The following is a 19,816-nucleotide window of genomic DNA, read 5'->3' on the forward strand; positions in this document are numbered from 1 at the left end:
AAACAGGTCTAGTTAGCGTTGGCGAACAAAGCCGTTGCCTGTGGCTTGATAGATGACGGAGCCGTCCGGGGCACCCCAAGCGCCGCCATAGTTGTCGATGACCTTGATACTGTTATTGATCAGCTCGTCCTGGAATTGCTTGTCGTTGCGGATCTTTCTGATGGTTTCATCATAGTTGCTATCCACAATAGTACTCATCATCTGCTTTTGGGCCGGTGAGCCTTTGACGACAGATGCTGGAGATCGAGTTTGAGTTGCAGCCTTGGCTGTATTTCGAGTTCCACTCGCAGAACCAGCACTAGAGCCACCGCCAGACCCACTGCCACCACTGCCGCCAGAGCTTGAACCTAAATTAATTGATGAACCTCCGCCACCTGAAGAAGACGGCACGAAACCATCAGACCCACCGGAGGCCACGGGTCTTGATCGTCGACCTTTAGAAATTTCATCGGTCGCAGAGGCTGGCTCGCGTGAGTTTGTGGAGTTCTCTTGAGCGGCGCTTACATAAGGTCTTGTATCATTTTGATTCGAAGCGGGCGCTCTGCGTGTTGAAGCGGAAGATCGTGAGTTCGTGCCTTTTGTTAGGTCAACCTCTTCAGCAATGAATTCATCAGAACCAACACCACCGTCGCTACTGCTTTTGGATTGATATCTGCCATGTCGCGATTGATAGCGACGACCGGAAGAACTGCTGCCAGATCCGGAGCCACTGCCACTAACTTCCGAATCGGAGTAAGTTGAAGTCCCAGAGTACGCATCGCCACCACCAGAAGAACTATAGCTCGATGAGGACCTTGAAGATCTAGACGGCGGTGGAGAATAGTTTGAATCATTGGATTCATTGGAACTATCAGCCATCGCCGGAGTATTCGATACTCCCATTACCTGGTTAGCCATTTTCAAAACAGGAGCACTTTCCTGCACGCTATCGCGCAAGGCCTTCTCTTTGCCCGCCGGAGACTTATCAACTTTCGCCACGTTTAACTTTTCCCCGGAAGGAACAATAGCCTTGGCGTTAGCAATCTCGTTTTTCATGTTAACGGAGTCATCGGGAGTGGAGGCTAGGGATCTTTTACCTTTGGCTGGTTCTTGAGTGGAGGTTAGAGCTGCACGAGCGGTTTCTTTCTTCGTGCTAGCGACAACTTTAGAATTTTTGTTCATGCTATCTTCTACATGCGAACGGGCTGGAGTAACAAAATTCTGAACCATCGACTTGGAGTTGAAACAAGACCGAAGAATATCGGTTAACATCTCTTCCTCGACAATTCCACCAGAGTGTAGAAGCTCGTGCGCAATTAGTTCTTGTGCCCGAAACATACTAAGACCATCTTTAAAGTCTTTGGGAACTTCTAGCTTAATTTTTCCATCCTCAGTTGTTTTTCCCGACACTCTGGAGGTGTCTGTAACTGCACATGTAAAGCTACCATCTGTCGTTGGGTTGGAAGAAATTTTTGATAGGAAGTTAACAATCTTTGCTGAAGCTAAATTTGCATCTATATTTCCAAGATCTTTGCCTTCCAAGCATCTTGTTATAGTTCCTGGTTCCGCCTGGGCTGTCTTTAGGGCGATTGAAATGCGTTTGCTTGTATTGGGAAACTCATTCATGTCACACGATTTTGGTTTGCTGCCGACTTTCTCCAAGACAGCTGAAATATCTTGATTTAAAGTACTAACTTTATCCTTGAGGATTTGAGTAGGCTCGCATGACCCTTCTTCCGCATCGCCATACATGACAATTAATGGGCGTTCTTCTGAATGTGTAAGAATCATTCGTCCCGAGATGCTTTCAAAATCTCTGACGAGGACATTTTCTTTGATAAATCTCTTAAAATGCATAGATTTTATTTGGCCGTTCTTATAACTAAGGTGAGCTTCGGTATTGCCACTTTTTATATACCATTCATCAACTTTGCCATCCAGATCGCTATCAATGCGGATGTCGTCGTAAGATTGGTAGGAAAGTATTCTCTGGTTGATTGATGTTCCAATGGGGTTTAATAAAATATCCGCCGCACTCACCGCGATGGTAAAGAAAGTAAGAAAGATAATTGTCGTAGTTCGAACGGTTGTTCCCATTTCCTAGGATTCTTCGGTACAACAATAAAGGATGTTTAGCTAACTGGACTGTCTTCTTGTCTAGTTTTGCAATTAAGTGGCTGTTTTTCAGGCTGTAAATTTAAGAACATTTAATACATATGCGTATATGTTTATTCTTATTTATTAGTCTTCTACCCGCTCTTACTTTGGCCCAGTATGACTATAACAAATTGAACCTTTCGGACTGGGCGACCCCAGCTGCAAAAGACTATCCGGCTGCTGATCCCAGTAAAAATCCGGAGGAAAAATTTTTACCTTCATACATTTCGCAAGACACGTTCGGAATATGTTACGCGGCCTCTGCATCTACCATTCTCAATTTTGAACAGTGTAAACAATTGAACGTAAAAAACTGCAAGACTGATCTTCCAGATTCCAAACGAGTTTCATCGGTCGGCATCGCTCGTTATGGAAGATTTCCAAATAGTATGGATGACGACGACACGCGCGATGAAAACTACAAAAAATTAGGTGAAGGTGGCGATGGAACACAATTACTCGATATGGCAGTGGATATTGTTGACCGACTTCCATCGGAGAAATGTGTTTCTTTGGAGAGAATTCTATCAAAAGGTGTTTTCAAGAGTGGAGAAATATCTCAAACGCAAAGAATTATTTGGGAGAACTTACGAACTGACTACGACAAGTATCGTGAGGCTGTTGCTGCAAACTGCAAAGACTGCGCAGATAAATACTATCAAAGAGCAGCAGAAGCAGTTTCTAAAAACATGAAGATTGAAGAAGATCAGAAATCTTCAGCATCATTGAGAAGTGATCCTACAAAGTTACTAGCAGCATTTCAAAAAGAAACATATGAGGAAGCGCTGAACACACTTTTGTATCCACCTGAGTGCAGCAGCCCTAAAAACGGAATTGAATTAGCTGGAAAAGGTAAATTTGAAGTCAAAAATTTTCCCGAGAAGGGAAAAGTGGATGCCCAACAAACTCTTGGAAAAATTGTGTCTATTTTGGAAAGTCGTCAGCCTGTGTTGCTGGAGCCAGTTTGCGTGGCCGATTGTGATCAAAAGCCAAGCAAAACGGATCCTGGAATTGGTCCCAAGTTACACTCCATCGTAGTCGCCGGTTATCGCAAAATCTGTAAGAAGGATAATCCTACTAGCTGCCGCTACGCCCTTAAAGTTATCAATTCCGGTGGGGCCGGTTGGCAAAAAGCAAACAACGATGGTTGGCTTGAGGCAGACCCATTACTGAAGAACGTAAATATGGACATGGTTTCATTAGCTTGGTTAAGTAATAAAAAGAACTAGAGATACGCGCTGCGAGAAACGGTTGGTGAACGGTTGCGGGAAAAGTGAGCTGTTCCTGCATTTTTCGTAGCTTGACTCCCCGATTGGCTCTGTTAGTGTCGATTCCCCTATGAAAAAAGAATTCATGATCAAAGCAGTAGAGCTTTCCCGAAGAAACATGCAACAAGGTGCTGGTGGCCCTTTTGGTGCCGTTATCGTCAAAGACGGTAAAATTATCGGTGAAGGTTGGAATAAAGTTACGTCTTCCAACGATCCCACAGCACACGCCGAAGTTTCAGCAATTCGTGATGCTTGTTCTAACGTAAAGAATTTCAGCCTTGAGGGTGCGGAAATCTATACGAGCTGTGAACCTTGTCCGATGTGTCTTGCGGCAATTTATTGGGCACGCATTTCCACGATTTATTACGGAAACACCCGTAAGGACGCTGCTGACATCGAGTTTGATGATGATTTCTTGTATCAGGAAATCCCTAAGGACATCAAAGACCGTAAAGTGCCGATGATTCAATGCGGACACACAGAAGCCATCGAAGTATTCAAAGAGTGGCAAAGCAAAACAGATAAAATCCCATACTAAGGTCTGACCTTATAAACAGGACTCCAATCGAGGTTCTTTCTTGGAGACAATAGAGGAATGAAGTACTTTTCATTCCTCTTTTTATTTTCATCAATACTATTCGCAACTTCTTGTACAACCGTTGAAAAGAAGATTCCTCGTGACGTAGCTTCTCTGCAGGCAACGGGCGGTATGGAGGGTATTTGGTTCATCCAAGGCACCAGCACTTCGCGTGGCCCGTATAATGGCGAACTGGAATTAAGAAAAACCAGCGACGGCACTTACGACGTCATCCGCATGATCACTTATATCAACTACTTTTATGACGGCTTAAAGGTGCAGGAAGTATGGACAGGTAAAGCGGTGACTGCTGGCGACACCTTGGTTCTTAGTTATGACCTGCGCCAGGCAGATTTTATTGAGAAGTTGGGGAAACTAAAGCGCGAGCCCACTGATTTCAAAAATCCCATCACTGTCGTTACCAGATTCGTAGCGACGGATAAGGGCTTGGCAGCTCAATATTCTGACAAAAAAGTTTCGAATTACACGGAATGGATCACTACGCGCCGAAATCTGGAAGCAAAACCGCTATGGACAAACTTGCGCACGAATATCGATGCGCAAGGGCCGAAAGTACCGCTGGCAGTTCGTGGAGTAATAAATATTTTTAAACGCGACATCGGTTATCACAAAGATCCCTATGTCCAATCTTTCAAGGATCGCAAAGAGTTCAAAGAGGAAAGACCGTTCATTGTCTTTGATCCGACTGATTATGACTTCTATCAGGAAAACAAAGACATCATCCGTGTGGTTAATAAGATCACAGACGATATCAGCATCACCGAAGCTTCGGTTAAGCGAAATGCTTACTCACCTTCGCTCAAAGACAAAGCACTTAGTTATGATCAAAACACCGTCACTCATCATATCAATGAGATCGGCATGGTGGTTAAGGCTGAGGTCGATTCGAATGAGAAGTTGATCGCTTATCGCTATGATGGAGATTCCGCATTGTGGACGGGAATGTACATTGGATCTCAAGCGATGAGATACTTAAAAACGAAAGATCCTGCCGCTTTGGCGAACGTTCGCAAATCTTTGCGTGCGATTTTCATGTTGATTGATATTACCGATGACCCTCGTGAATTCGCGCGAACATTGATGCCTTATAAACCTGGAGACGCCATTCCAAATAAATGGCATCAGGGTAAAGGTGTTTATTCAAACATGTTGTGGCTTGAAGGTGGTAATAACGACATGTACAAAGGCCTGACCCACTCGATGATGTGGGGAAGTTTGGTTATTCCGGAATCGGATCAGGAGATCTGGACTCATCTGCGCGATAAATCAAAAAGACTGCTTAAGCTTCGAATCTTTGATGAAAAGTCACAGAACCAGGCGCCAAGTTATGGTTTGGTGGCGTTGATTAATAAAGATAAAAAAGCTCAAGAGGACTATCGTTCTGCTTATCGCAAATTGCGCTGGAAGCCTTCTGGTTACAGCATGAATGCTAATTTCTATTGGCATGGAAGTGCTGACTGGAGCGGAGTGAATCTGGGTTTGGTAGGTGATATCACGGATATCTCGATTGCCGAGCGTTTAGGGGAAACTGAAATTCGTAACCGCCTGCGCGAGCGCTTGATGGATACGTGGGTTACATATAGCCCCGCCCAGCGCCATCTATTGACGATGGTTGCCTTTGGGTTCGCTTACTCAAAAGGAACGCGCGGTGATAATTTCCGCGAAGACAGTAGCGATGCGAAATTTATGGCAGCTCTTAACAGTGCTACTTGGGGACTTCGGGAGATTCCATATCCCCGTCCGAACCTTGATGTTTCTATTGATCACTCTCTGAATCCGGAATGGTGTATTTCACCGATTCCAAGATTGTTCTGGAAAGCCCTTAAGAAGCCTGAACCGCCTAATGAGTACTTCTATCAGGGTCTTTATCACTATCCAGTCTTTGAAAACCAGGCCTTTACTTCGAACTTTGTATGGAAGGATACAGCGTTTGGATTTAAAGACAGCGCCAGCCGCGGATCTGAAAATTCAGGGGTCGATTATCTGTTTGGATATTGGTTGGCCAGGTATGTGGGCGTCCCTCACGTAGAATAGCCAAAAACGAGTGTGGATAAAGCTGTATTCCCTGTGGATAAACGGCAGCCACTAGAGGATTTTTGAAAGAACTTCCCGGTAGCAAGAAAGATTGAAATTCGGGCGCTCTGGATATAAAAAATCCTCTATGAAAAAAACCGGCAGAGACGCAAAAGAACTTAAGAACTTCGCTTTGGGTGAAACCAAAACTGACTATCCTTCAAACTACTCTCCCGAGTCCCTTGAAGCTTTTGACAACAAAAATCCGGGCAAGATTGCCTGGACTACTTTTGTTTGCACAGAGTTCACTTCGCTTTGTCCAAAAACAGGCCAGCCTGATTTCGCCAAAGTTTTCATCAACTACATTGCTGATAAAAAAATGGTCGAATCTAAATCTTTGAAACTGTATCTGTTCAGCTTCAGAAATCACGGGGACTTCCACGAAGATTGTATTCAGACAATTTGTGATGACCTTGTAAAGTTGATGAAACCTAAGTACATCGAAGTTGTCGGTGAATTTACTCCTCGCGGAGGAATTGCGATCTTCCCTTATGCAAGTTACGCTTGTAAGGAGAAGTTCTATCAGGAACTTTGGAATAAACGTCTAAGTGAGTTTGCTCCAGGTAAGTATTCAATGGAGTTAAGCAAGCTCTACTAGTGAGGGCTTATGCGAGAAAATCTTCCCCGGGAACTTACAGAATTAGTTGATTGGTCTGTTACGGAACTGGGGAAGGTGATCGAATTCGAGGTCGGTAGATCCGGCTTTCAGCGAATCGAAAAGATCAGACGCTATGTTAAGTCTGATAAGGCCAAATCCGTAAAGGGCCTTCAGTCACTTTATCAAGAGCTTCAAGCGCTCTCATCCACCGAACAATATCAAATTGCCCATGCCTTTGCCTTGATGCTGGAGCTTATTAATTCCTGCGAGGCTGCGTATCGCACGCATAGATTGAAAATCGAATTCCGTGAACAGAAACAGACAACCCATGGTTTCGGAAGAACTATCCACGTACTGACAGCGCATCCCACAGAGTCGCGAAATTCAGATACTCTTTATTACTTTAAAAAGATCCAGAATCTGCTTGAGCAGCGTCTTGATCGGCAGGGCCTTAGCGATCAACAGGAGCTCAATGCCTTATTAAAGTGGGCATGGCATATCCCAATGTCCAAACAGCGTAAACCATCGGTTATGGACGAAGCGGAGTACATATACGGGCTGTCACTGAAAGAAGAGATCATCGATCTTTATATAAAGCAGCGGCATAAAAAGCATACCTTCTATATTAGAACCTGGGTCGGGGGAGACAAAGACGGTCATCCTGGAGTGGATGAAAAAACCATGATCGCAAGTCTGAATATGTCCCGCAGAATGCTGTTAAAGTGGCTTTCCAAATCTTTAAAAGAATACCAAAGCAACATAGAGCCTTTGGATATGGTTCGTAAGACAGAGAAGCGCAGTGTGGAACTGCTTAAGATTGAAATCCGTAAGATTCAGAAAAAACTAATACAATTGAGGTCCATTAAAGCGAGAGACGCCAATAAGCTACATGACATAAAAACTGCGGTTTTAGAACTAAGCAAACATCAAAGATCACTTTTCGGCGTCGACGCTCCGGTTTTACAGCGCATCCTCTCATTCACAAAAATTTTTCCAGGGCTAGTGGTGCCATTGGAAATCCGCGAGGACAGTGGATTGGTGCATGAAGCACTGACAGGTAAAAAAAAGAATACAAATATTGTCAGAATGATGAAGGCCTTGGGGCGAATCTCTCCAGAACATGATCCAAGATTTTATGTGCGGGGATTTGTTTTAAGTAATTGCGAAGCCGTAAAAGATATTGAAGCCGGGATGAAGCTTACGAAGTTATATCTTGGCGACTATCGCCTGCCCGTGGTGCCGTTGTTTGAAAGTGCGCACTCGTTATCTCAAGGAAGAAAAATCATCACAGAATTCTTAAGTGAGAAACGTCGCAAATCAATAGTCTCCGGAAAATGGTCCAATACTTTGGAAGTAATGCTGGGATATTCGGATTCGTCAAAAGAGAACGGCTCCTTTGCTTCACGATATCTGGTAAAGACTGCCATAGGCGAAATCGAAAGAGTGATTAAGAAGAATCAGATTCGACCCGTTTTCTTTCATGGATCGGGTGGTAGCATAGAGCGCGGAGGCGGATCGGTTCAAGAGCAAACTGACTGGTGGCCGTTGTCTGCATTGGAAAATGTGAAAGTCACCGTTCAAGGTGAGATGATTTATCGTAACTACTCAGCTCCAGAGATTTTAGAGCGGCAGTTGGAGCGGATCATGGCAGCCAGGGATCGCAAGTCCACAAGAAAGGATAAAGCTCCTTCAGCAAAGGTGGATCAAGCGCTAAAAAGAATGGCAGAATTCACGAAAGACCACTATCAAACAACGCTTCAGAATCCTGATTTTTTAAGAATGATTGAGCTTGCGACACCGTATTCCTATTTAAAAGATTTAAAACTGGGATCGCGACCTTCCAAAAGGCAGGGCTCGGTCCAGTTAAAGAGTTTACGAGCAATTCCTTGGGTGTTGTGCTGGACACAGACGCGCACTCTTTTTCCCACATGGTGGGGAGTAGGAAGTTTTTGGAAAAGTTTGAATGCGGCTGAAAAGAACATCTATCGAAAAGCTCTACAAGAATCTCAGCTATTCAGTTCTTATGTGAAAGCGTTGGGATTTACGCTGGAGAAAATGGATTTAAGTATCTTTGCTTTGTATCTGAGTCAGTCGAAGCTTCCGGAAGATATCAAGAATAAGTATCTGCAGGAGTTTCAACTGGAATTCAATGCGTGCAAAAAAGCGATGCGCGAAATGAACGGCGAGCGCAACCTGCTATGGTATCGGCCGTGGCTGGGAACCAGCATTTCGCTAAGATCTCCGCTAATTCATCCCTTAAATGTCCTGCAGCTGATTGCCTTACGCGAGAAGGATCTTTTGTTGTTGCGAGAGACAGTCACCGGAGTCGCCAGCGGAATGCTGACTACGGGATAGCGGCCTAAAAAGGTCTGATGTATAGGTTTTTTACAGATAAATGCCATTGGAACGAATAGGTTTTTAATGGAACAGGTCCAATTCTTGTACTTGGGTTCAGGGATTAATTTACCGAACCAAAGGACCTAAATATGAAGATCTTTTCTCTTCGCGGAGCTCTGACTGTTTCCCTTTTACTGGTGGGCCAAAGCTCTTTTGCCAGCCTTACTGCTGATCAAATTAAGCAGTGTATTTCAAATGAAATGGACGTGGTTCGAGTCATTCATCCCTTGAAGGCTGAATACCTAAGATTAGAGCGCGAAGGATCTGTTGCGGAACTAATGGATATCTTAAGATCGAATTCTGAAGAGCTGAGCACTATGACTGACGCTGAATTGCTGGGTTCAGAAGCAAATGCTTTGGCGACGGAGGTCGCAGAAGTAAATTCAGTTTTAGAAAGCTCTAACTCTTGTGTTGATGCACGCAAGGCGGCTTTGGGCTTTATTGCTATGTATGATAAAAAACCACTTCTTTCGCTGGACGTATTCTTTGATTCTGGTTCAGGTCTGGCGTCAGAGGCTGCGGAGTGGAAGTCAGAAGCTTTACATTCCCTTCGTGCCGCTGGCTATACCAAAGCGGCTAGTACGCTAACAGTGACTGCGCAACCAGCATTGACGTTGCTTGCGGTTTCTGGAGAAACGACATCCGTATTAAACGAACAGTTTATTCTTCCGTATGATGAGACGATGAAGTCCGCATTTAAAGCCATCGTCGGTGAAGATGCTTCGGCAAAGGTTTTAGAATCCCGTTTGTCTGAAAAAATTCGTAAGGAAGCGTTGACCAGAATGACCAGAATTCTAAACTCGGTCGACAAGCTTGTAAGCCGATAGTTTCATAGTGCTGAATCTTCTTAACAGCAACCGGGCTAAAACCTCGGTTGCTAGGAGAAGCCCAATCCAATACATGTCCATTAGATATGGACTCTGCCTGAATACAGCCCCCAGATCTGCTGCCCAGGATAAGATTATCAACTGCAAGAAATAACAAAGCCCAAAATACTTATTCCAGGCAAGGCCCGAGATCCATTGCATTACCTTGAAGTTTCCCAGGAACAAGTTTACTGAATCCAAGCACGCCAACCTGATCCAAATGAAAATTACAGCAAATCGGCTCCAAAAGAACCACGGCGATCCCGAGAATACATAATAGTAAAATCCCGTTGGAGAAACTGAAACGCCTGAGCGTATCGGTAGCAACACAATTAGGATGAGTGCTGTCAGTAACAGAAGTTGCGGTTCAAATTTATATCCCCGAAAGAATTTTGAATCTGCGGGCAGATCTCGGATGAGTCTCCCCACGCAGAATCCTAAGAGTGGAATCGACAACCAGGGTAAAAGTCCCCAGCCGATGGTGGTATTCTGGTTCAAATCCCCAATTAGCATTTGATCTAGTAAAGGTGAGATCCCGGCCTTTAACGACTGATATACTTCAATGGGAACCAGCAAACCAACCATCGAAAGTACAGAGATCGCTATTAAAACAGTTCTATTCTTTGGAAGTAGCTGAACGACGATCAAACTTACCAGAAGGTATCCGTAAAGATTCCAGCTCCAGCTTTGGGAATCCAAACTTGCCTGATCGTGCACCATCATTCCGAACAGCCCTACTGTTACCAAAAGATAGCGAAACGGATTCAATTCTTTTTTAGAGAATCCAATCAGGAAGAAAGAAATGAGAGCAAGAATGAGTCCCGAATAGCTCCAGTAATCTACAAAGAACTGAGTCAGATAAGCATAGACAGACTGACTTTTCGTAAAGAACATTTGGGATTCACCAATGGAAGCCTCCCAAACGTGATAAAAGGTTATCACCAGAATGGCGCACGTACGAAGTAAATCCAGGGCATAGAATCTGCGTTTAATCATTGCCACATCCTTGGCAGCTGCGGCCTAAATAAGGAGTTCACCAGATTCTTTTGAGCTTCGGGCAGCGGAATAATCTTATAATCGTCTTGTCCCGAAGTTTCTAAAGCTGCAACCGGCGCATCGCTTGCGAAGACAAAGCTTTCAGATTTTTCGAAAGCTATGACGTTGGCAAACGGAACCGCTGCAAGTGTTGAATGAATAATATCTGCGCTTTCAGTGGTGGGAAAATCGAAAACGATAAAACCACCAGGTGACAAACGATTCTTAAGAATGCGGTAAAACTCTAAACTGTAGAGCTTGGATAGTTCCACACTGTAAGGATATGGAAAATCCAGATAAACAGCATCCCAGGATTCTTTACTATCGCGAAGATAGTGAAAGGCATCATCTATTACGACATTCACTGAAGAATTGTTTAAAGAGTCCTGATTTAGTTTTCGCCAGTTTGAATCTTCTTGAGCAAGCTTTAAGATCAACGGATCCAGTTCAACCAACGTGATGTTCGTTTCTTGGGGTAATTTTTTAAGAATGTCCCGTAAAAGCAGCCCATCCCCAGCCCCCAGTATAAGCACTCGCTTTGGAATTTTTTTTGTCAGCTTTAGCGAACCGTTCAGAAAGGCGTCGTGGTAGGATTTTTCATAGCGCGAGTCGAACTGGTATTGGCCGTTTAACCAAAGGCTAAAGTACGAAGTGCCATCTTCCTGTCCCTGAACAATATCGACTGCCTGATAAGGACTTAGAATTCTGGTCACTTGAATGTTATTCCTTAACCCGTCTATATAGTCGGATACATCAGTCAGGCTGGTCACAGATTTTGGATAGTTTAGATAGTAACGAATTCGCAAGGACCATTGCTGAAGAGGCATTTGCAGAAAGCCGAATAAAAGAACGAAAGCGAGGGCTGCGCCTGCCTTTCGCGTAAGCCTTTTGCTATCTGGTAAGTGCAGCGATAAGTAAATGCACAAAGTTCCACTCAAGCAAGAAATCAGAATAGCTCCGCCATATATTTCTAAGTGCGGAATCACGAATAGTGGGACGACCACTGCCGCCAGCAATGCGCCAAAGTAACTAAATGCCAGGATTTGATTTAAGTGAGTTTGATTATCCTGCTCTTTGCGAAGTCTGAATAGCAATGGAGTTTCGTAACCTGTCAGATAACCCAAGGCGAGTGAAATCGCTCCGGTACACAATACGAAGGTCATCAACAGAAGCCCACCAGGAATACGAATCCCAAAAAGCTCTATCAGGCCCAAGCTTGGCAAGAAGAACAAATATGTGACCAGCATCGGGGCGACCGCTCCCACTGCCATTAATGTGAATTCCACCTTGAAAAGACTGGCAAGCGGATTTTTTGCTGTTGAAGATTTCTTACTGCCCAGACCAATTCCATAAATGAACAAGGCCGAGGACAAACAGAAGCCGATGATTTCTTCCTGCAAAAAGACCGCAAAAGTTTTTGCCATCAAACTTTGATAGGCGAATCCACAAAAGGAAAATGCAAATGAAAGGAATTTTAATTTGCGATGATCCATTTAGAGATCAACTCCTCATAAGCTGAAAGATTCACCAACACACCGCTGGAAATCAAAATAAACAACACAAACAAAGCTGGAAGTTCGATTTTTAAAATTCGTTTGTCATTACGGGCCCAGTAAAGACTGCATAGCAACGCCAGGCCCAGGTTGACCAAAGCCAACACCAGCATCACCACTAAGGATCCAAACTGCCGATTCAGAAATAAGGCGAAAAGAATTCCGGCAGCGAACATTCCGGCATAATCAATGAAAAGTGCATTCTCGTTTTTGCTGCTGACGGCAGAATCTTGCCCTAGCACTTGCATAAGTAGCGGAAGTTCCATTCCCGAAAGAAATCCAATTAGCGCAATCAATGCGTAACATACCGGCATTGAGATGATTCGCGAGTGAACATCTGAATAAACAAACAGCAAGGGAGCTGCTATTGCCAGCAACGACAGAGTTACTTCAATCCAGATAAAGGCTTTTTTAGTGTTTAGCTGAACAGGCGTGAAATATGCTCCAGCGCCCATCGCGGCAATATAGACACCGGTTGTGACGGTATATTGCAAAACCACATTTCCCCAAAGTACCGAAAGGATACCAGCAAGTACCAGCTCATAGGCATAGCTGCAAAACGCCGTCGTAAAAATCAGAAAAAGGATGAAGCGCAACTTCGCATCCGCTTTCATCCTAGTATCCTTGGGACGTGGCTGCAGGGATCGAGAAAATATAAGTTTGTCGAATCATTTCGTTAGCGGAACAGCTGCTGCCGTTTTTCACGCAGAAAGCTACTTTAAGGCATTGATACTGCGCCATCGCGCAATTAGGTGCTTCAGGACGATTTCTTAAAGTGTTATTAATTGCGATACTATTAACTGTGGACATTGCCGGGAGTGCCGGAGTGAAAACATCCAGGTTTGCCTGAGCCTGAGGTAAAGCCATTTCTTTAAAAACCTGACGAGTGGCCTCTTTCAACAAAGCAAACTGTTCGTCCATTGTTGGTGGTTTTGGTTGATAGGCCACCATCCACTCATCAGTGGACACTAGGTTCACCTGCAAGTTTCCAGGTTCCACGCAAATATCCAGGCCCGCGTTCATGGATCTTTTTGAGCAAAGACCTGAAGCATACTCCCAGCACAGGCGAACTGTTTTCGCACCCGACCCGATTGTGATTACTTTACCTGGACAGCCGTAGTCATCATTCGCAGCCGTTCCCGAGGTTTGCGGCGGGGTATCGCGCAGATAGTTTGCTTTGTCGTAAGCACTCTTTAAAGAAACTGCAAAGTTCTCGATAGCAATTTCCGAGTCAAAGAAGGCACGGGATTTGTCATAGCTTTTATTCAGAGTCCCCATTTTCGAAATTACGCCAACAATGATGACACCGACGACGACCGCGATAGCAATGACGAGCATTGCTCCGGCAAACCCACGTTGTGATTTTATAGATTTAAACATCATAAAACCCACTCCTAGTTTCTTTTAAGTTGCCCGACGGGGTACGTGGGTTTCAGGAAGTAAATCAAATCATAAGGTCTGCGGTATACGGGACGACGCTGATTTCGTAAGGTTACTGGAGTTTCCGATGATTGAGCCATTTGGGCTGACGAGAATCCAAGAACGTTATCTCTGAAGGTGACACGCACCACGCGTTCGACGTCTTTGTAGGGACTTGTAGTTTTACATTCGGGTTGGCTCATCGCTGCCGGGGGACACCACGTATAGTCCCGCTTACTGTTTTCCTGTGCCAGGTATTCACGAACCGTGATTTTAAACGTCACCGCAGAAAGACGACGACGGCTGGAAAGAACCGGATCCTGATCAGGGTTATTCATATCAAAACGTGTGAACTGTCTTTCGGTCGCCTGAAAATCGATAATCGATCCAAACCACAGATCGTCCCTTGTTGGCGAAATACTGACAGTGCCGCCAGCTTGGGATCTTCCCAGGTCAATGTATAAGACACCGAATGTTTTTGCCGTAGGACGCTGAAAGTAAATTCCCGTAGGCAGAAAACGATCCCCTAGGCTGGGAACAGAGGTGTAGTCGCTGGGCATATTGTCTCGTAAAAAGATTCCGACTGTATCAATGGGAGCTGTCGTGGCATTGGCAATAAAGTAAGCCGATGCCAGATAGTCCGCTCTGACAAATCCCGTATTCTGGCTGCTACCCGTGGAATTCCAGTTGTTAAGATTGCTGCCGCTGCCATCCTCGACATTAATGCCCTGGGAAGCAAAGTGCTTCAGATAAAATGAAATATCATTTAGCTCAGACTCCGACTGAATTCTGTTTGTAAGCGACTCACTTTGATTCGTCGCCATCGAGATCAGTGATCCCACACCATACAAAAGAACCGACCCGATCACGCACGAAAGCAAGAGCTCGATAAGGGAAAACCCTTGTTGCCCCACAGTCCCACTGTTAGACTTGAAAGAACATCGTGAATGGCTTTCTGTGGGGGATTTTGAATGTTTCGAAGAGACAGGTCTATCAGTCATAAATTAGTCTCGGGCTTTTCAGCTCTTGAAATGATGGTTGCGATCGGAATCCTTGCCACTATCTTCATTCTAGCAATGCCTTTCTTTAGCCAACAAGGGAAAATTATTAAAGACATGAGAACGTCGGCAAGCTGCCAGGCCGTTCTTGATACCGCATTTTCACGAATCAATTCCCTGGGAAACTCTCTTGATAGTTATCAACCGAAAATGAATGTCAGTATGGCTGGTGTGAGTGGTACAGCGGCAGCTGGCCAGCGCGTGTTCCTGCCACCTGATATCCCTGCTGATGCATATCCATTTGATCCGCAGTTCATTGCGCAAAGAACCAAAATGTTTGCCCTGAAGAATCCAGGAAGAGTTCTGTATTCAGCGAATCCTGGGAAAACTATCAAAATTCCGCAAACCGCAACCACGACCAAAGATGTTCCTATTCGCAGTGACGGTCTGACACTTTATACGCCGCTTTTGTTAAAAGGTTCGATGGAGTATCTGGCGACTAAGTACAACTCCGGACATTGCCATACTTTTGCACCGGTGAGTTTGTTGACAGGTGTAGACAGTCAGGCACTTAGCAGTCAGTTTCAAGGTGGTTTAAAAGATTTAAATCTTTCAATGAAAGTTAATCGCTACGATCTGGCGTCGAATAACATGAGCACGGTATGCGAAGACTACTGGCCACGTCCACGCAATGGTGGTCGCACTAACGTAACCTACGAACCCCAGTTCGGTTACTCCGCACAAACTCGTCAGATCATTGGTATCTTTCCAAGCTGGATAACCGACAAAGATGGTATGCGCGTTACTTTGCGTGCAAACTTTACCAACGAAAAAGGTCAGACGGAAACTTGCGACGGTACGAAAGACTTTTCACTCCCTGAAGATAAGCAAAACGTCGTCGATTACTTCTATGACGTGAATTATGTGAAAACAGCAGCTTCAACTCCGGGTGCGATTATTGATAATACCAATCGCACCAACGGCTTACGTGCTGGAACAAAATGTTCTGGTGCGCAAGCGAACTGTTTGGGGCATCCCTTTGAAACCATCTTAACGAATCTTCAGCCATATAATGCTTCAAATCCAAAGTGGCCGGAAAATCGCGATAGACCTCTGTGTTCGCAAACTGCGCAGAACTATATTGATCTGGTTGTGACTTTCAGAGTTTATAACATGCACAAGGATGGCGGCGTCGTTCCGATGTGCCTGGATACTTCCCGTCAGTGGTTCAAAAACTCTCCGGGTAATTGGTGTCCTGGTTCCTATAACGGTGGCGCCGAGACAAGCTTCGATAAATCCTGGGATATGCGTTACACGGGCTGGGTGCCGTGTGAGCAGATGCAGTTCTGTAACTCGCGCCCTGATCGTGTCGAAGTTATTAAGTCTTCCGGTACGAACTTTAAATTTCCAGGCATGAACGTTCAGCAGCCTTATGTGGAATATAAATACACGTACAACCAGATTCGTGGTGATAAAGCGAACCCGCGAATGTGGGGTTGTGAAATGAAGTTCGGTATTGCGATGATCGATCTGGCGGGAAATCTTAGTTATGTTCCTGCCCAGGAAAAAATGATGGACCAGCCCGGTATTGCGGGTGACAGACGTCCACCAATCAAAGAAATCAATCCTCACGTCTATTTCAAACCTCCACCTTGTTACACGTGTAACTGCAAACCTTGTAAGGGCGGAAAAGGTCTGTTCGGAGGTTTGTTTAACTGGGTGCTGTTCGCAGTTCTGGTTATCGTAACTATGGGTGTAGGTGCTGTGGCCTGGATTTCCATCACAGCATTGGCGATTACGATTGCCTCAGGTGTTGCAGCGGTTATTTGTTATAACGGTGGATTGGGTTGTGCCAGCGATGGAGGTCGCAACTATGTACCGGATTCAGCGGGCGGTAAATACCGCTCATGTGATGACAGTAATAACGGATGTAAGTGCGGTAAGAAATGTAATATCATCCGCCCGCCAAGTCCTGGTTGGTCTGCTCCGCTGGATGATGCCATGGATATTTCGCAGCTCGAGAAAAACTCGTGCGTGCCGGGAAATACATTCTATGTCGATAACACGCCTTACAGCAGTTTGAACGGAATAAAACCACAGCTGGGATACAAGACCTCGAATGGTTCAGGCAATGGATACACTTACAATATGGATCCAAACGCGAAGGTCACCCCTGGAGACGAGTTGTTGTATACTGTCTTTGATTCCAAGAATAAGCAATTCTGTTACGTGGCCGCTCGTTGTTCCGCTGGTAAGTTCCAGGTGATCAAGGAAAGCAGCGAAATGGCGAATGATAATACTTTGTATCCACTAATGGGTTGTTTTCCGGTGAAGGTCGCAAGAAAAATTAATTTCACGGCAACCAAACCTGGTATCGCGCAAGGTGGAAATGCCTGCCTGGAAGTTCAATTTAATAAAGGTCCACAGAATCCTGAAAACAATCAGTTGTGGAAGTGGTCGAACTTTAATGAGCAGTGCAGTGTAACTACAAGCTCCAGCACTCTGTCGACTGATCCAAGAGTTGTGGCGGGAAGCTGTCCTGTAACTTCAGCAGTTGTGCCGGCGGGTGCGCAGTATGTTTCATCAGGATCTGGATGTGCATTGGCGACAGCCGATCCGAATGATCTTGTTGGAATGAACTTCGCGTGTCAGCACTCGAAGCTTTCGTGGGATCCGTGTTTGAACTCAAATTCCAAAACGGGCCCAACGACATGTCCTAAATGGTGTTACGCTGAATGTAAGGTTCCGGAATACGTTCCAGAGCATCCATGGGTAGACGCGCCTCACAACGTTCAGAAGTATTACGAGGACATGGGATCCGGCGATGCGGGATTGCCATTCTGCACGATGGATAGAAAATTATTTGATGCTATCCTTTAAGCATGACTGAAAAAAGTAACTCAAGAATCTATGGTTTTGATCTTCTCAGAATCGCCACGATGATGGCGATTCTGTATTTTCATGTATGGCAGTTCAGCTTCTTTCAAGATGTGATCTCCCTGCCACCAGAAATTTCCAACTATCACAATCTTACCGGCTGGGTCGGCGATACCTTCAAGTACGGTGGACTTTTCATCGTGGCACTGAGTTTCTTTTTGATTGGCTTAAAAACCAGAGCCAAACAATCCATGCGTTTCTTTGTTTTGATTTTTGGATTAATCACGCTCTCTATATCTACAGCTACAGAACCCATGAATCCCAGCACTTGGGATTGGGACGTATATTCCTATTTGATCTTCTCGTTACTGCTGGTCATATCGTTGCCACGAAATGCGGTTCTTAGATGGGCGCTGATTCTTGCAAGCTTGGTGCTATTAAGCGTACCGTTTGCAAACTACGAAAGCTTTTTAAAAATTCAGGATTCAGTACAGTTTACGGGTTGGAACTTAATGCCGTGGTTGGCTCTGCCGGTGCTGTTTCATTCAATCGCTGTTATCTGGTCCCAACGTTTTTCGGTGACCGTGCAGAAACGGAAAAACTGGGAGTGGGCTGCGTGGATTGGCACGATCGTTTTACTTTTCGTGGTGACGCCTGATTATGGTCCATTCCCGGCGGGCCCCGGATTTGAAGCCTACGTGTTTAAGCAAAAGCCATTGATGTTCTGGAAGCATTTTGCGGTGTTCATGTTTTTGATGCGCTTAAGTCTGGATCCAAGAATCAACGCTGCAATTGGAAAAGTAAAAGGCATGCAGTGGTTTTCAAATCTTGCCTGGAACAAGCATTTTGGTGTCGCCTATTTTATGCACCTGGCATTTTTGCCCATGGGACTGCACTACATGGATTTCTGGGGACACTATCCAAGAGCGTTCGAGTGGTTGTGGTTATTTATCTTTGTCGCCGTCGAAGTCATTGTGCGTTCGATTTATGTTTTGCAGTCGGCATTTAAAACGAAAGTCGTTCGCCTGCTTAGTTAGCCAGTGGTACTGCTATAACCGTCAGATAGAATTTGCCCTTAGTCGTTGAAAACGGGATCAGCATACCTGCAGATCCCTGCGCGCAACTGATCAAACTACCCGCTCCGATTAAAACCTTAGGCACGGTCAGCTGAACACCGAAGTTTGTGATTTCGGATTTGGCGTTACCAAAAATGATATTGTTAATTTCACCGACGGCATCCTGGTTGTCGGCATTAAGTTCGGTCTGCTCTTCCATCAACATGGTCGAAACCACTTCCAGATAGCTGCCTTTATCAAATGAAATAGCAAGATATCCAGAATACGACTGGGATTTGATTTCAACAACTGACGAGATTTCCCCCATCAACGGATCGTGGGGGGATTTCGTTTCAGCCTTACCCATGGTGATGTTTTGAACACCGAATTGCGCAAACACGTTAGTGGTCGCTTTAATAACTGCATTGATCACGCGAACATCGACTGCATACTTGGTGGCGTTGGCTGATCCTGTCGGAGTTGCCGCGCCTTCACCATTCAGGATTTTGATCATTGTCTGAATCAGCTCATCAGCGGTGATGGGCTTTTTAAGCATCGTGCAGTGACGAAGTGAGTCCGGCAGGTCTGTGCTGTCTCTTTGTGTGACGACGATAAGGCTGGCGTCCTGTGTGTTCTTATAAGTATGCAGTCCATAGACGAACCCCCCGTCCATCAGACGTGGAACCTCTGTATCAATAAGAACCATATCGAATTTTTGATTTTCGGTTTTAATTGCGGCTTCGGCACCGTCTTTCGCGCGAACGACGACTGGGGAGATATCAGAATTGCGCAACAATTTGCCCAAGGGCTCGCGCACCAAATTATCCAGACCTGAATTGTTATCGACAATAAGGATCGTTTTTCGAGTCTTCATGGTTATTTGGCCCGCTCAAGTGGTTTGGATTGTGAGGGAATACATGAAGATGCAAGTCACCCTGATTAA

General features: G+C 45.0%; 15 protein-coding genes. 8 read left to right on the top strand and 7 right to left on the bottom strand.

Annotated elements, in window-relative coordinates; genetic code table 11:
* Positions 1–12 precede the first annotated feature (12 nt).
* Entirely contained in the window at positions 13–2,076 is a 2,064-nt protein-coding gene (locus tag ACLWNV_RS00380) for a hypothetical protein (RefSeq protein WP_413585918.1), read from the bottom strand.
* Positions 2,077–2,267: 191 nt separating this feature from the next.
* Here ACLWNV_RS00380 and ACLWNV_RS00385 point away from each other — a divergent pair, with 191 nt between their 5' ends.
* From ACLWNV_RS00385 to ACLWNV_RS00410, 6 genes are all read left to right on the top strand, one after another.
* Positions 2,268–3,365, top strand: a complete 1,098-nt coding sequence (locus ACLWNV_RS00385; protein WP_413585919.1) for a hypothetical protein — start codon at positions 2,268–2,270, stop codon at positions 3,363–3,365.
* Between the two features lie 109 nt (positions 3,366–3,474).
* Positions 3,475–3,942, top strand: coding sequence for a nucleoside deaminase (locus tag ACLWNV_RS00390; protein ID WP_413585920.1), 468 nt, complete (start codon positions 3,475–3,477; stop codon positions 3,940–3,942).
* A gap of 57 nt (positions 3,943–3,999) precedes the next feature.
* Positions 4,000–6,036 carry a hypothetical protein gene (locus ACLWNV_RS00395; RefSeq protein ID WP_413585921.1) on the top strand — a complete coding sequence of 679 codons (2,037 nt, stop codon included), beginning with the start codon at positions 4,000–4,002 and terminating at the stop codon, positions 6,034–6,036.
* A 127-nt stretch (positions 6,037–6,163) separates the two neighbouring features.
* Positions 6,164–6,673: a preQ(1) synthase gene (gene queF, locus ACLWNV_RS00400; protein WP_413585922.1), complete on the top strand. Its 510-nt coding sequence runs from the start codon at positions 6,164–6,166 to the stop codon at positions 6,671–6,673.
* Between the two features lie 9 nt (positions 6,674–6,682).
* A complete protein-coding gene (locus ACLWNV_RS00405) occupies positions 6,683–9,028 on the top strand; it encodes a phosphoenolpyruvate carboxylase (RefSeq protein WP_413585923.1) in 2,346 nt (781 codons plus the stop codon).
* Between the two features lie 131 nt (positions 9,029–9,159).
* Positions 9,160–9,897, top strand: coding sequence for a hypothetical protein (locus tag ACLWNV_RS00410; protein WP_413585924.1), 738 nt, complete (start codon positions 9,160–9,162; stop codon positions 9,895–9,897).
* Here ACLWNV_RS00410 and ACLWNV_RS00415 read toward each other — a convergent pair.
* The 5 genes from ACLWNV_RS00415 to ACLWNV_RS00435 are packed head-to-tail and all read right to left on the bottom strand — an operon-like array spanning position 9,865 to position 14,944.
* Positions 9,865–10,932 (bottom strand): hypothetical protein, encoded by a 1,068-nt coding sequence (locus tag ACLWNV_RS00415; protein WP_413585925.1) that lies wholly within the window; start codon positions 10,930–10,932, stop codon positions 9,865–9,867. The two genes, ACLWNV_RS00410 and ACLWNV_RS00415, sit on opposite strands and share 33 nt — an antisense overlap.
* On the bottom strand, positions 10,929–12,464 hold the full coding sequence (locus tag ACLWNV_RS00420; RefSeq protein WP_413585926.1) for a spermidine synthase: 1,536 nt from the start codon (positions 12,462–12,464) through the stop codon (positions 10,929–10,931). The genes ACLWNV_RS00415 and ACLWNV_RS00420 overlap by 4 nt, the downstream gene beginning before the upstream one ends.
* The gene (locus ACLWNV_RS00425; RefSeq protein ID WP_413585927.1) at positions 12,446–13,138 is read right to left on the bottom strand and encodes a hypothetical protein; all 693 of its coding nucleotides are present in this window, start codon (positions 13,136–13,138) and stop codon (positions 12,446–12,448) included. Before ACLWNV_RS00425 ends, ACLWNV_RS00420 begins: the two co-directional genes overlap by 19 nt.
* 1 nt (position 13,139) lies before the next feature.
* Entirely contained in the window at positions 13,140–13,907 is a 768-nt protein-coding gene (locus tag ACLWNV_RS00430; protein WP_413585928.1) for a hypothetical protein, read from the bottom strand.
* Between the two features lie 11 nt (positions 13,908–13,918).
* Entirely contained in the window at positions 13,919–14,944 is a 1,026-nt protein-coding gene (locus ACLWNV_RS00435; RefSeq protein ID WP_413585929.1) for a type II secretion system protein J, read from the bottom strand.
* Between ACLWNV_RS00435 and ACLWNV_RS00440 the strand changes: the two genes are divergently transcribed.
* Together ACLWNV_RS00440 and ACLWNV_RS00445 are read left to right on the top strand one after the other, a co-directional pair.
* Entirely contained in the window at positions 14,915–17,821 is a 2,907-nt protein-coding gene (locus ACLWNV_RS00440; protein WP_413585930.1) for a hypothetical protein, read from the top strand. The genes ACLWNV_RS00435 and ACLWNV_RS00440 overlap by 30 nt on opposite strands.
* Before the next feature lie 2 nt (positions 17,822–17,823).
* Positions 17,824–18,855 (top strand): hypothetical protein, encoded by a 1,032-nt coding sequence (locus tag ACLWNV_RS00445; protein WP_413585931.1) that lies wholly within the window; start codon positions 17,824–17,826, stop codon positions 18,853–18,855.
* On the opposite strand, the gene ACLWNV_RS00450 is transcribed toward ACLWNV_RS00445, so the two are convergent.
* The gene (locus ACLWNV_RS00450; RefSeq protein ID WP_413585932.1) at positions 18,848–19,747 is read right to left on the bottom strand and encodes a chemotaxis protein CheX; all 900 of its coding nucleotides are present in this window, start codon (positions 19,745–19,747) and stop codon (positions 18,848–18,850) included. The two genes, ACLWNV_RS00445 and ACLWNV_RS00450, sit on opposite strands and share 8 nt — an antisense overlap.
* Positions 19,748–19,816: the final 69 nt, after the last annotated feature.

It is taken from the genome of Bdellovibrio sp. HCB274 (genome assembly GCF_047306075.1).
Classification (GTDB): Bacteria; Bdellovibrionota; Bdellovibrionia; order Bdellovibrionales; family Bdellovibrionaceae; genus Bdellovibrio.